The sequence below is a fragment of the Brevibacillus sp. M2.1A genome (genome assembly GCF_013284355.2).
Lineage (GTDB): Bacteria > Bacillota > Bacilli > Brevibacillales > Brevibacillaceae > Brevibacillus.
Window position 1 is genome coordinate 2,577,326 of record NZ_JABSUY020000001.1, and the last position, 13,964, is coordinate 2,591,289.

Sequence of the window (13,964 nt, forward strand, 5' to 3'; positions counted from 1 at the left end):
AATCATTGGGGGAAATGATCATGTCTTGGCAATATCGCACCGTACATGGTGGAGAAGTAACAAAAGCACACGTTGGACAGGAAGTCGTACTGAACGGATGGGTACAAAAGCGTCGCGACCTCGGAGGCGTTATCTTCATCGACTTCCGTGACCGCACTGGCATCGTCCAAATCGTATTCAACCCGGAGTACAACAAAGAAGCTTGGGAAGCGGCTGACAAGGTTCGCAGCGAATACGTACTGGTTGTAAAAGGGAAAGTGGTAAACCGTGCACCTGAAGCAGTCAATCCGAAGTTGAAAACCGGTGAAGTAGAAGTGCACATCTCTGAAATCGAAATCTTGAACGATGCAAAAACGCCTCCGTTCCTGATTGAAGATGAGATCGATGTAGATGAACAAGTTCGTCTGAAATACCGCTACCTCGACTTGCGCCGTCCGGAAATGCAGCGCTCCCTGCTTTTGCGTAGTAAAGCAGCAAAAGCTTTCCGTGACTACCTGGATGAGAACAACTTCCTAGAAATCGAAACACCAATTCTCCAGAAGAGCACGCCTGAGGGCGCACGTGACTACCTCGTGCCTTCCCGTGTACACCCAGGCGAGTTCTACGCACTGCCACAATCGCCACAGCTATTCAAACAGCTTTTGATGGTATCCGGTTTGGAGCGGTATTACCAAATCGCTCGTTGCTTCCGTGACGAAGACCTGCGTGCTGACCGTCAGCCTGAATTTACCCAAGTGGACATTGAAACCTCTTTCCTGTCTATGGAAGAAATCCTGCCAATGATGGAAAAGATGGTCGCTCACGTGTTCAAGCAAACGGTTGGGGTAGACATACCGACTCCATTCCCTCGTCTCACGTATGCGGATGCCATGGCGCGTTACGGTTCTGACAAACCAGACGTACGCTTCGGCATGGAGCTGACAGACGTATCTGATCTGGTTGCGACAAGCGACTTCAAGGTGTTTGCAGCAGCAGTAGCTGGCGGCGGACAAGTAAAAGCGATCAACGCAAAAGGTTGCGGACACTATTCTCGTAAAGAAGCAGACGACCTGGGCAAATTCGCTTCCCGTTATGGCGCGAAGGGCTTGGCTTGGATCGGCTTCAAAGACGGAGAGGTCAAAGGGCCAATTGCGAAATTCTTTAAAGAAGAAGAGCTTAACGAGATGAAAGCACGCTTGGCGGTAGAAGAAGGCGACTTGCTCCTGTTCGTTGCTGACAAACCAAAAGTAGTAGCAGATGCGCTGGGTGCTCTTCGCTCCAAGCTGGGTGCTGAACTTGGTCTGATTGACCAAAGCCAGTTTGCATTCCTCTGGGTAGTAGACTTCCCGCTGGTTGAGTGGGATGAGGATGCAAAACGTTACGTTGCCCTGCACCATCCGTTCACACGTCCAAAAGACGAAGACCTGCACCTGTTCGACACCGATCCAGGTCAAATGCGCGCACAAGCGTACGACATGGTTCTCAACGGATACGAGCTCGGCGGAGGTTCCATGCGAATCTTCAAGCGCGAAGTCCAAGAAAAAATGTTTACCGCCCTTGGCTTTACACCAGAAGAGGCGCGGAAACAATTCGGCTTCCTCATGGATGCATTCGAGTACGGTACACCTCCACACGGTGGAATCGCTCTTGGATTGGACCGTCTGATCATGCTCTTGGCTGGCCGCACCAACCTGCGCGAAGTCATCGCATTCCCGAAAACAGCAAGTGCGAGCGACCTGATGGTAAACGCACCAGATGTCGTAGACGGAAAACAATTGAAAGAGCTGTCCATTGCAACAATTGTCACAGAAGAAGAAAAGGTAGAAGCGTAATCGACTTGCGCAACTGCATTGCTCTTTGATACATTGGTAATACTATGATGAAAGCCCTGCGATGCCCGTGACATCCGATAGTTTTGAGCCACAAAGTTTGTTTAGGGAGTTTTTCGTCCGTGATTGTAAAGGCATGCCTCCTTAGAGTGGACGTCTGTAACAGTTCGGCAAGACACCCACCTGCGATGAGCAGGTTCAAAACTAAGGAGCAACACGGCATAATGGGGCTCCTTTTTTCTACTTCAATCCTACTTTTCCGATTGACTATAAACTCGCTTGTGAAAGGTGACACGAAATATGCTTCATCAATTTTCTCGTTGTGAATTGGCCTTCGGTCCCGAAGGTTTGGAAAAAATGAAAAATAGTCGCGTTGCTGTATTAGGGATTGGCGGAGTCGGTTCCTTTACAGTAGAAGCACTCGCGCGTACAGGTGTAGGCAAGCTCATTTTGGTAGATAAGGATGTAGTAGACATCACAAACATCAACCGCCAAATCCACGCGACGCTGAACACAGTCGGTCAAAAAAAGGCTGAGCTCATGAAGGAACGTATTGCGACGATCAATCCAGAGTGCGAGGTCGTTACACTGAATATGTTCTACAATGAAGAAACAGCGCATGAGCTGTTTGAGCATGAACTGGATTACATCGTGGATGCGATGGATACCATGTCCGCAAAGCTACATGTAATTAAGGAAGCGAAGCGTCGCAATATCCCTATTATTTCTAGCATGGGTGCGGCGAACAAAATGGACCCGACCCGTTTTGAGGTTGCCGATATTTCCCAAACGAGTTATGATCCGATTGCAAAGGTCATTCGTCGTGAGCTGCGGAAAAGCGGTATCTACAAAGGGGTAAAAGTGGTATATTCCCGTGAGATTCCCGTAACCGTACGTGTAGATGTACGCGAACAGATCGTTTCCAACCCGGACTCACCGATTAGTAAAGTGCGGATGCCTCCAGCAAGTAATGCTTTCGTGCCTTCTGTAGCTGGTTTAATTTTGGCCAGTGTAGTGGCAAGAGATATTTTGGAGTGGCAGCCTGTAAAAGGATAGTGGAACATGGATGATTTATTCACGTTTGCCTATGACCAGCAGGGTGGCGGCAAACAGAAGCCATTGGCTGCGCGGATGCGGCCGAAAACGATTCAGGATGTAATCGGGCAATCGCATATTTTAGCTCCTGGAAAGCTGCTCCGACGCGCGATTGAAGCAGATCAAGTGTCCTCTGTCATTTTTTACGGACCTCCAGGAACAGGGAAAACAACACTGGCAAAAGTCATTGCCCGAACCACACGTACGCATTTCTCCGAGTTAAATGCCGTTACGGCTGGTGTCGCTGACATTCGCAAAGTGGTAGATGCGGCAAAGGAACGGCTCGTCATGGATAGTCAGCGGACAACCTTGTTCGTAGACGAGATACACCGCTTCAATAAATCGCAACAGGACGCCCTTCTTCCTTATGTGGAGGAAGGCACGATTATTTTGATCGGCGCTACGACGGAGAATCCTTTTTTCGAGGTGAATCCGGCGCTTTTGTCGCGTTCACAAGTATTTTCCCTTCAATCGCTTTCTCATGAGGAATTGAAGCAGGTCATGGATCGGGCCCTTACTGATGAAGAAAATGGATTGGCGGAGCTATTTGTCACCGTAGAACCGGAAGCGGCTGAGCATTTGATTCAATACGCTGAAGGGGATGCCAGGCGATTGCTCAATGCATTGGAACTGGCGGTGACAACGACGCAACCAGGAGCGGATGGAAGAATTACGGTGACATTGGACGTCGCCGTAGAATCCATTCAGCGCAGGGCTGTACGCTACGATAAGAGTGGGGACAACCATTACGATACGATCTCTGCTTTTATTAAATCCATTCGTGGATCTGATCCCGATGCAGCTCTTTACTGGTTGGCAAGGATGATTGATGCTGGAGAAGATCCGCGGTTCATTTCTCGCCGTTTGGTCATTTCGGCTTCAGAGGACATCGGAAATGCTGACCCGCAAGCGATCACAGTTGCGATTTCCTGCTTTCAGGCGGTAGAATTGGTGGGGATGCCTGAAGGGCGTATCCCTTTAGCACAAGCGACGACGTACCTGGCAACCGCCCCCAAAAGCAATGCCGCTTACAACGGAATTAATTCTGCGTTGGATCGTATCCGAACGGATGGTCACAAGCAAGTGCCGATTCATCTGCGAGATTCTGCTTACAAGGGAGCTGCGAAGCTGGGACACGGTCAGGGATATCTGTACCCTCATAACTATCCATATGGGTATGTACCTCAACAGTATCTGCCTGACGGTGTAAACTACTCGTTCTACCAGCCAAAGGATCACGGCTATGAGCGTCACATTCGCCGCTTCCAGGAAGAAAGACAGAAGATGGATGAACGTGGATTGCCAAGGAAAAACTCCCCCGAATAATGGGGGAGCTAACATGTTAAGTGCGGACATTTCCGCCTGGTTTATTGGGCAAATCACCGTTTTCATTCGGCTGTTTGCTCTGCTCACTCGCACCATAACGGGCTTTGTGAGCAATCGTGCCTGCGGGTTGGTCGTACAAGGTATCGGACGGGTGGTTGCGACCTCGTTCCGAGCGTTTGTTCGTTGTCATTTGCATATCACCCCCTAAGATGTTAGTGTGTCCCGCGATACTGAAGACATGTAGGGGGCGGGCGCGTATTACCGATACAAAGAGGAGAGTTGTTAACGTGAAGATTTCAACGAAAGGACGTTACGGGCTGACGATCATGATGGAATTGGCCAACCGTTGCGGTGAAGGGCCGACTTCCCTGCGGAGCATCGCCCAAAAACACGATTTGTCCGAGCATTATTTGGAGCAATTGATTGCACCTCTGCGTAACGCGGGTTTGGTCAAAAGCATTCGTGGCGCATATGGAGGTTACGTTCTGGCAAAGCAGCCGGATGAGATTTCTGCTGGAGATGTGATTCGCGTGCTGGAAGGACCGATCAGCCCTGTGGAATTTGCAGAGGAAGAAGATCCGGCTAAGCGTTTTTTATGGCTGCGTATTCGGGATAGTATTTCTTCTGTTCTGGATTCGACCTCTCTTCAAGACTTGATCAGCTTTGAAGACGATGGTCCTGCCGATAATTATATGTTTTACATCTAAAATATAAGAGGTTGTTCAAAAAGTCGTCTTTTGATCACGAAGTAGCTCAGAAAGCTAATTCGACATCGAATATGGCGTTCACCTCCGAAGTCCGGTGCTCGCCATCTTCTCGGTGCTAAAAAGCCGACTTTTTGAACACGTACTATAAGTTGGTAGAAGGTGACAGCAGTGTCAGATCGAATGTATTTTGACCATGCAGCTACTACGCCCGTTCATCCGCGGGTAGTTGCTGCTATGACTCCCTATTTGACGCAAGTATACGGGAATCCATCCAGTGTCCATGGTGCTGGTCGCGAAGCGCGAAAAGCGTTGGAGCATGCGAGAGATACGATTGCAGACTTTATGGATGCTGATCCGCAATCGCTTATCTTTACGAGTGGCGGGACAGAAGCCGACAATATGGCAATCATTGGCGCTGCAATGGCACAGCGCGAACGTGGTCGTCACGTCATTACTTCGCAGATCGAGCATCATGCGGTCTTGCATGCTTGTGAGTTTTTGGAGCAGGCAGGATTTGAAGTGACATACTTGCCTGTTGACCAGACAGGCATGGTTCATTTGGAAGACCTGAAACAAGCGGTTCGCCCGGATACGGTCCTAGTGTCCATTATGTACGGCAACAATGAAGTAGGAACGATCCAGCCAATCGAGGAAATCGGCACCTTTCTGCGAGAAAAAGGGATTGTTTTTCATACGGATGCCGTACAGGCTTTTGGTGTACTGCCTGTCCATGCACGAAAGCTGCCTGTAGATATGCTCTCGGTATCCGCCCATAAAATTAATGGGCCAAAAGGAGTCGGCGCTTTGTATTTAGCGCGTAAGGTTCCGTTTTCCCCGATTTTGCACGGCGGCTCACAAGAGCGTAAACGCAGAGCGGGAACGGAAAATCTGGCTGGGATTGTTGGGTTTGCCGAAGCGACAAAGGTCGCTCGCGAGGAAATGGCGGAGCGGGTTGAAAAGTATGAGCAGATGAAAGCAGCGATGATCGCAGTCTGGCAGGAAGCGGGAATTACGTTCTGCCTGAATGGACATCGCGAGCAGACTTTGCCACATATTTTAAATGTGTCATTCCCTGGCGCCCATACAGAAACCATGCTGATGAATCTGGACATCGCCAAGATTGCAGCTGCGAGCGGCTCAGCTTGTACATCCGGATCATTAGAGCTGTCACATGTGCTGAAAGCGATGCACTTGGACGATAAAATTGCTCTTTCAGCTATTCGTTTTAGCTTTGGGATTACGAATACGGTGGAAGAGGCGAAACAGGCTGCTACAGCGGTTGCTGCGATTGTAATTCGCTTGGTTCGTGAATAGCGAAGGATGAAAGCCGTTTGGATGAAGCCAAGCGGTTTTTTCTTTGAGCTAAAGCGGGTTTCTTATTGGAGTTTGTGGTGAATAGTGGAAGAGGATGGTAAAATGATGCTGTAGTACTAATCCTGAAGAACTATACAATTCGGATCATCCGATAAGGAGAGGACTTTCATGTTGGCCAGACGATACTCCATTCGCTACAAACTGGTGTTTACGATACTCATCCTAACCATGCTCCCATTAATGGTCGTCGGCTATATCCAATTTGAAAATGCGCGCAGCGCGCTTTACAAGCTGGCTGTATCTGACTTGCAATACATAACGGAAATGAAGGCGCGTGAGCTGGCTGCTTACGCTCAAGATACAACGATTCGTGAGGGAAGCAGACAGAAAATTAACGAAATAACACGCGAGGTGGCCGAACAATATTACAAGCCAAATGGCATGGTTGGCTACGCCTATATCTTGGATGCGAGTGGAATCGCCGTCTTTCATCCAGATCCGAAAGTGGAGAGTACCTCTTTGGCGAATGAGGAATTCACGCAAGTCATGCTCGCTCAAAAAAACGGCTGGATCGAATATGAATTCGGAGGCTCTACCAAAGTGGCGGCGTATAAGCAGTTGCCGAACGGGTGGATTCTTGTCATTGGCAGCTACGAGAATGATTTGCTGACGACGATTGAAAGCAGTCGTCCGATGATGTTTCTCCTCAGCCTCATAAGTGCCAGCCTAGCGCTGGTCACGGGTATTTTTATTGTCAACAAGCTGGTACGACCGTTAAAAGAGCTGGTATCAGCAATGAAGCGTGCAGAGACTGGAGATTTGACCACGCAAGTGACTGTTCGTTCCCGGGACGAGCTTGGGGAATTATCATCGATGTACAATGAGATGATGGGGGTATTTCGCAGCATGGTCAACGAGGTGCAGCGAGTAGCCCAACAAGTCGCGGCAGCTTCGGAAGAATTAACTGCGAGTGCGACAGAAAGTGCACGTGCTTCCGAACAGATTTCCATGGCTTCTTCGGAAATCGCGACGGGTTCCGAACAACAAAAACAAACGGTGACGGATACAGTGCGCTTTTTGTCTCGTATCGGTGGAGATATTCAACTTATTGCGGCCTCGACTTCTCAAGTCAATGTCGATGCGACAGACGCGAATCAATTGGCACAGGTTGGTGAAGGCAAGCTGAAAGAGCTCGTACAAGAGATGGATCAAATCACGGATCATGCCCGTCGAACAGAGCAGGTTATCCGCGAGCTTGGCTCTCAATCCGAGCAAATCATCGGAATCATCACGACCATTCGTCAAATATCCAACCAAACGAATCTATTGGCTTTGAATGCCGCCATCGAGGCTGCCCGGGCGGGGGAACAGGGACGCGGATTTGCGGTTGTGGCCCAAGAGGTACGCAAGCTGGCTGAGCAATCGGGTGAGGCAGCAGAAGAGATAGCAGGCTTGATTCATACGATCCATACAGATATTCTCGCGGCTGTATCGGAAATGGGAACGACTGCTGTCGCTATCCAGGATGGACGCGAAGGAGTGGCCCAGGCAGGGGACAGCTTTAAGCAAATCTTGGCGGCCGTTCAAGACGTCAGCCAGCAAGTACATCGCATGAACGATGCTGCCCAAGCGATTCATCGCGATACAGTCCAATTGGTGAGTCACTCCGAAAAAATTGCTGGGCTTGCGGAAATAGCGGCAAGAGATACACAGGAAGTGGCAGCAGCGTCCGAAGAACAGTCAGCAACGTCCGAGGAAATGACAGCGGCATCCGAAACGTTGGCGAAAATGGCCGAGCAGTTGTCAGAACAAGTAAAACGATTTACAATTTAAGACGAGCATATGAGAAATCCACTTTCAAGAGAAGTGGATTTTTCCTTTCTGGAACGGTTTTTATGTAAGGAGGCGTTTAGATGGACGAGCAGCAGTCAATCTCGCTGTTTGCAGAAACCTACATTCGAGGATTTGTTTCTCAAGAAATTTTTTACAATGATGAAACCTGGTACGGAGTTATCCGTCTAAAGATAGAAGAGACTACCGAATCGACCAAAGAATCGGAGGTCATTATTGTCGGTAATTTTCCTCGTCCACATCCAGATGAGCTGTACACCTTTTACGGTGAATGGAAAACACATCCTCGATTTGGGCAGCAGTATGTAGCAAAGCGCTATGAACGTGAAACACCGAAGACATTGGCCGGGGTTGAGCGATACTTAGCCAGTGGCTTATTTCAAGGGATCGGAAAGAAGATGGCCAAACGAATTGTAGAGCAGCTCGGGGTAGATGCGCTGTCCATTATCGCGGACTTCCCGGAGCGATTGGCTGAGGTACCAGGCATTTCTGAACAACGTGCCAAAACGATCTATGATTCTGTAGTCGAGCATCGTTCTTTGGAAAGTGCCATGGTTTTCTTGTACGACTTCGGCATTGGTGTAAACATGGCGCTGCGTATTTATCAGACCTACAAGCTGGAAACGATGACAGTGCTGAAGGAAGAGCCATACCGTTTGATTGAGGATGTCGTAGGAATCGGCTTTAAGCGGGCGGATGACATTGCACGAGCAACTGGTATCGCGGCTTCCTCGGAAGAACGTGTGAAGGCAGCGGCACTCTTTGGGCTGCAAGAGGCTTCGTATTCAGAAGGACACGTTTATTTGCCTGTGGAGGAGCTTTGTGAAAAAACGCTGCGCCTTCTCGAAGAGTGCGGGGGACACGTCTTTTCTGGTGACGATATTCGACTGGCAGTGGAAGCCCTGTTTGTGTCGAGCAAAATTGCCTGGGAAGATGAGCGGGTGTATTTGCCCTCTCTGTTTTTTGCTGAGCTCGGTCTAGCCAAAAGACTGCGTCACTTCGCTGCGCGTGATGAATTCGGTACGTTCCCGACATCGGAATTTTACCGTGCGTTAGGGGCTGTCGAGGATGAACTGGGGATTACGTATGCCCAGACGCAGCGTGATGCCATTGAACAGGCGATCAAAGCAGGTCTGATGCTGTTGACAGGGGGACCTGGTACGGGGAAAACGACAGTGATTCGTGGGATATGTCGTGTCTTTTCCCAGCTTCATGGATTGTCGCTGGACTTGAAAAAATACAACGAAGAAAATCCGTTCCCGATTGTTCTTGTGGCTCCTACTGGACGTGCAGCAAAACGTATGACAGAGACTACGGGTTTACCTGCTATGACCATCCATCGTTTGCTCGGTTACAAAGGGGAGAGCTTCGAGCATGATGCGGAGCACCCAATCCGTGGTCGGCTATTAATTGTGGATGAAATGTCCATGGTCGATATCTGGCTCGCAAATCAATTGTTTCGTGCGGTCCCAGACGACATGCAGATCATCATGGTAGGTGACCCTGACCAGCTGCCTTCTGTAGGACCGGGCAACGTCCTGTTGGATATGATCCGATCTGGATTGCTACCGTTAGTGCAGCTAACAGAAATTTATCGGCAAGCGGAAGAGTCTACCATTATTCGGTTGGCCCATGATGTACGCAAGGGGAATGTACCGGCAGATTTGCTTCACACCACCCCGGATCGGCGATTCTTCACAAGTTTGCCACAAGAAGTTCCGGAAGCAGTGAAACAAATTTGTTTCGGAGCCGTAAAAAAAGGATATACGGCAAAAGATGTTCAGGTATTAGCCCCTATCTATAAAGGTAATGCCGGTGTGAACCGGTTGAATGAAGAATTGCAGGAGCTGTTTAATCCGAAAACGCCGCAAAAGCGTGAAGTTACTTTTGGAGAGACGACTTTCCGTACAGGAGACAAGGTTCTGCAATTGGTAAACAATGCTGAAGAACAGGTGTTTAACGGTGACATGGGTGAGATCGTCGCCATCTTTTTCCCGAATGAAAATGCGGAGAACCAGGAGATGCTGGTCGCTGCTTTTGATAACAGGGAAGTGGTGTACAAGCGTTCGGACTATCATCAGCTGACGCTTGCCTACTGCTGCTCGGTTCATAAGTCTCAAGGCAGCGAATTTCCGATTGTGATCATGCCGTTTGTCAAAAGTTACTACCGTATGCTCAGACGCAAGTTGGTCTATACCGGGATTACCCGGAGCAAATCATTCCTCATCATGTGTGGAGAGCCGGATGCGTTCCGTGCTGCTGTAGAGTCTGATGAGGAGGGGGTACGGTACAGTTACCTGGAGGAACGGCTAAAGCAAGAGTGAATTTGGAACCATTTGCGCCGAATGGACGTATCCATTTCGCCTGATACTAACAAGGCGGAAGGGGGATGTCCCACATGCGCAAGGCAATGGATGCAGTCGGATTACCAGTTGTTTGCCTCCAAACAGGAGAGACGATGGGAACCGTGCGTGACATTCTTTGCGACTCCACTTGGCATGTACGAGGAGTCTTGCTGAGCGAACAGGGCTGGTTCCAATCAGGTACCTATATTCCTGCCGAACATATTCATGCGGTCGGGGAGTCCTGCCTTACCGTATCGGGAAAAGACGCGATCACGCCCTTACCTCATCTCGCCGGACTAGAGCCTGTCGGCATTGTGACGGGAAAGACGAAGTTAAAAGGAAAAGCGGTGATTACCGCTTCCGGAGAGTGTTTGGGGAGGCTGGAAGATGTTTACTTTTCAGCCAACTGGGAGAAACTTGTAGGGTACGAACTATCGAATGGCTGGCTTGCAGATATTACGGAAGGTCGAAAGCGCCTCCCTGCACCAGCATCCGTGATCATCGGGGAAGAAAACCTGATCGTGCCGGACTAGTTCGTGGCCAGGCGTGAAAGGGAGGAAAAGCGTGATGCGTGTCATATGCCCGAATTGCAGTTCCAAAGACGTAGGGAAGATTGGAACCAATCAATACTATTGCTGGAACTGCTTTATAGAAATGAGCGTTTCCAATGAGCAGATCGCTTCTGTCTACCAAGTTGAGGAAGATGGATCTTTGCATTCGCTCAACGATCTGTTTATTGAGGATCAGACAGTAACCGCTCACTTGAATATGTAGTGGATTTGAGCGGCAAAACCAATGGAGGTGGCACGCTTGTTCACTCGAAGCCTGTTGCGGGTTCTGGCCACAAGCGGAATTGTGGCGATCATTGGCTATTGGTTGGCTCCGCGACGTCGCAGTCGGTTTTCATTGAATTGGAATCAGTTGCCCTTTTCCATGCGTGATGTAACACGTATGTGGAAATCAGGTCGCAAGCTGATGCGTGCCGTCACTCGTTAACACAAAATGTGAATTGGAACGTAAATAAACACCCGAACATACACTGTGTTCGGGTGCTTTTTTTCGACCGGCATGAAAAAGCTCCGTCGCAGAAACGACGGAGCCTTGCTTTGTATTAAGATTGTTCTGCCAAGCGTTTTTGCTGTTGGCTTTTCATGCGTCCGATCAACAGGACACCAACCACAACAGCTACGATGAATACCCATTTTACCCAAGGGTAAGCGGCAAAGAATGGTGTGAGGAACTTCTCGCTTGTTACCATGCTCGCAGCAGTATACGCCAATACTGCAGAACCGATATATATAACGACCGGATATTTCTCGATCAGCTTCAAGATCAATGTGCTACCCCATACCATGATCGGAACACTGATGATCAAACCGATAACTACCAGAAGAAAATCACCATGTGCTGCACCAGCAACCGCGATCACGTTATCCAAGCCCATTACCGTGTCGGCTACGATAATCGTCCAGATCGCTGCTCCAAGCGTTCCGCTTGCCTTCATATTCTCATGACCATTATCTTGAATCAGCAATTTGAGAGCGATCCAAATGAGAATCAAACCACCTACAAGCAGCAGACCAGGAATTTTCAACAACCAAACAACAGCAAGTGTCGCCAATGCACGAATGACAATTGCACCAACCGTTCCCCAGATGATGGCTTGCTTTTGCTGATGAGCAGGCAGGTTACGAGCTGCCATCCCGATGACGAGGGCATTGTCCCCGGCCAGCACGAGGTCGATGATAACGATAGAAAGTAATGCGGTCCAAAACTCAGGGCTTAACAATAAATCCATTTCTCTTCCTCCTCCTAATCCATTTTGGAAGCGAATAATCCGCTGGCCGTTTTCTTGATACCTCCCATAGTGTGTGTAAAGGGGCGAAAAAGAAAACGACCTTTCCCGATGCAGGAAAAGGTCGTTTAAAAAACAAAAATAGACCTTTTACCTGGTCGGCAAAGGTCTTGCTTACAACATTTACGAAAATGTTGCCAACATAGCCGGGGAAAAATCCCGTAATGACGACTATGTTGCGAAAAAGCTACTCCCCTTTGGAGATATCCTCTTGTAATTACATACTACTGAACACGAAATTGTGTGTCAATAGGTTACATGAAATTAATGTGAATGAGACAAGCTAAAAAAGATGTAGGCAAATAGGGAGGAGTTGGGGAACGTGGATGAACTTCGGCGAAGTCGTCTATTTGCTGCTGCTGTTTGGGTCATCACACTTTTGGTCATCGGCAATCTGCTTTGGCTGCTCCGCCCAGTCCTGTCCCAGTTGTTTTCGCTCGTAAAGGAAGTGCTCGTTCCCGTCATATTGGGACTCGTCATTGCGTACTTGCTCCATCCGATCGTGCAATTGCTGGAAAAAAGAAGGGTTCCGCGCTTGATGGCAGTCCTGCTCATTTATGGATCATTTGTATTGGTGATTACCATTGCGATTATAAACGCCATCCCAGTTTTCACGAAACAATTGGTGGAGCTGTCAGACGATATTCCCCGCCTGATGGATTGGTACCATACATGGATGAGTGAGTGGGAGGCACGAAAATATTTCTTGCCGGATAGCATCTCCAAGGGTGTGGACCGGGTGATCATCCAGTCGAATGAGGGAATGTCTCATTCTGTATCGAAAATCGTGGATAATGCCAGGCATTCGATGGGAAAGCTGTTTGCATTTGCTATCGTGCCGTTTATCGCTTTTTACTTTTTGAAGGATATGAAGCAATTGCACGAGACAGGGATGTCGATTGTTCCAAAGGCTTATCGGAAGCAAGTGCTGATCGTCCTGCGGGATATAAACGAATCCTTGGGCAAATACATACATGGACAAATGATGGTCGCCTTGATCGTAGGCGTTTTCGCATACGTGGGCTACTGGTGGATCGGCATGCCGTATCCTTTTGTACTGGCTGCATTCGTATGTCTCACCAACATTATTCCGTACATCGGACCATTGATTGGGGCGGCACCAGCAGTTGTGATCGCGATTACGATTTCCACCAAGACACTGCTACTCGTGGTCGTTGTCAATCTCATCATTCAAATCGTAGAAGGGAACATTTTGTCTCCCAACATCGTTGGTCGTTCCTTGCATTTGCATCCGCTTCTCATTATCCTGGCACTGCTTGTAGGGGAGACGGTAGGGGGGATCATCGGGTTGATCGTTGCTGTCCCGATTCTTGCCGTTTGCAAAGTGATCGTTAGCCGAATCGCTGTCATGATGCATGAAAGTTGACAGTGATCAGGTAAAATATTTATAATATGGACAAAGTGATTTATGTGAAATCAATGAGGGAACGAGTATGTTGCAGACCTTTTACAGAGAGGACGCTCCATGGTTGAGAGGGCGACCAAAAGAAGAGCAGCAGAAGGCTACTCCTAAGACCGGGCAAAACCCGGCGGCTTGGCACCGTTAGACGCCACTTAAGCGACAGGCCTTGGCTCAGAAACGTGTAGCGAGCCTGTAAGCAGGGTGGTACCGCGAGAAATCAGTTCTCGTCCCTGAGGGGAT

Annotated in this window: 13 protein-coding genes and 1 other RNA gene; 12 read left to right on the forward strand and 2 right to left on the reverse strand. The window is 49.0% G+C overall.

What is annotated here, in order from left to right; genetic code table 11:
- Positions 1-20 precede the first annotated feature (20 nt).
- The 4 genes from aspS (at position 21) to HP567_RS12500 (ending at position 4,229) form a co-directional block, all read left to right on the forward strand.
- Positions 21-1,811, forward strand: a complete 1,791-nt coding sequence (aspS, locus tag HP567_RS12485) for an aspartate--tRNA ligase (RefSeq protein ID WP_173608442.1) — start codon at positions 21-23, stop codon at positions 1,809-1,811.
- A gap of 50 nt (positions 1,812-1,861) precedes the next feature.
- Positions 1,862-2,043: non-coding RNA, 6S RNA (gene ssrS, locus HP567_RS12490), on the forward strand.
- Between the two features lie 65 nt (positions 2,044-2,108).
- A complete protein-coding gene (locus HP567_RS12495; RefSeq protein ID WP_173608441.1) occupies positions 2,109-2,864 on the forward strand; it encodes a tRNA threonylcarbamoyladenosine dehydratase in 756 nt (251 codons plus the stop codon).
- Positions 2,865-2,870: 6 nt separating this feature from the next.
- A complete protein-coding gene (locus HP567_RS12500; protein WP_173608440.1) occupies positions 2,871-4,229 on the forward strand; it encodes an AAA family ATPase in 1,359 nt (452 codons plus the stop codon).
- A 16-nt stretch (positions 4,230-4,245) separates the two neighbouring features.
- On the opposite strand, the gene HP567_RS12505 is transcribed toward HP567_RS12500, so the two are convergent.
- Positions 4,246-4,419: a hypothetical protein gene (locus tag HP567_RS12505; RefSeq protein WP_162837766.1), complete on the reverse strand. Its 174-nt coding sequence runs from the start codon at positions 4,417-4,419 to the stop codon at positions 4,246-4,248.
- A gap of 97 nt (positions 4,420-4,516) precedes the next feature.
- Here HP567_RS12505 and cymR point away from each other — a divergent pair, with 97 nt between their 5' ends.
- The 7 genes from cymR (at position 4,517) to HP567_RS12540 (ending at position 11,442) form a co-directional block, all read left to right on the forward strand.
- Positions 4,517-4,936: a cysteine metabolism transcriptional regulator CymR gene (gene cymR / locus HP567_RS12510; protein ID WP_012685608.1), complete on the forward strand. Its 420-nt coding sequence runs from the start codon at positions 4,517-4,519 to the stop codon at positions 4,934-4,936.
- 168 nt (positions 4,937-5,104) lie between these two features.
- Entirely contained in the window at positions 5,105-6,250 is a 1,146-nt protein-coding gene (locus HP567_RS12515; RefSeq protein WP_173608439.1) for a cysteine desulfurase family protein, read from the forward strand.
- 168 nt (positions 6,251-6,418) lie between these two features.
- Positions 6,419-8,083 carry a methyl-accepting chemotaxis protein gene (locus HP567_RS12520; RefSeq protein ID WP_173608438.1) on the forward strand — a complete coding sequence of 555 codons (1,665 nt, stop codon included), beginning with the start codon at positions 6,419-6,421 and terminating at the stop codon, positions 8,081-8,083.
- A gap of 80 nt (positions 8,084-8,163) precedes the next feature.
- The gene (gene recD2, locus HP567_RS12525) at positions 8,164-10,425 is read left to right on the forward strand and encodes an SF1B family DNA helicase RecD2 (RefSeq protein ID WP_173608437.1); all 2,262 of its coding nucleotides are present in this window, start codon (positions 8,164-8,166) and stop codon (positions 10,423-10,425) included.
- A gap of 74 nt (positions 10,426-10,499) precedes the next feature.
- The gene (locus HP567_RS12530) at positions 10,500-10,979 is read left to right on the forward strand and encodes a PRC-barrel domain-containing protein (protein WP_173608436.1); all 480 of its coding nucleotides are present in this window, start codon (positions 10,500-10,502) and stop codon (positions 10,977-10,979) included.
- 34 nt (positions 10,980-11,013) lie between these two features.
- Positions 11,014-11,220 carry a hypothetical protein gene (locus HP567_RS12535; RefSeq protein WP_007717618.1) on the forward strand — a complete coding sequence of 69 codons (207 nt, stop codon included), beginning with the start codon at positions 11,014-11,016 and terminating at the stop codon, positions 11,218-11,220.
- A gap of 27 nt (positions 11,221-11,247) precedes the next feature.
- Positions 11,248-11,442, forward strand: a complete 195-nt coding sequence (locus tag HP567_RS12540; protein ID WP_229088206.1) for a hypothetical protein — start codon at positions 11,248-11,250, stop codon at positions 11,440-11,442.
- 115 nt (positions 11,443-11,557) lie between these two features.
- On the opposite strand, the gene HP567_RS12545 is transcribed toward HP567_RS12540, so the two are convergent.
- Positions 11,558-12,244 carry a TerC family protein gene (locus HP567_RS12545; RefSeq protein WP_173608435.1) on the reverse strand — a complete coding sequence of 229 codons (687 nt, stop codon included), beginning with the start codon at positions 12,242-12,244 and terminating at the stop codon, positions 11,558-11,560.
- Positions 12,245-12,623: 379 nt separating this feature from the next.
- Between HP567_RS12545 and HP567_RS12550 the strand changes: the two genes are divergently transcribed.
- Entirely contained in the window at positions 12,624-13,688 is a 1,065-nt protein-coding gene (locus HP567_RS12550) for an AI-2E family transporter (protein ID WP_173608434.1), read from the forward strand.
- Positions 13,689-13,964: the final 276 nt, after the last annotated feature.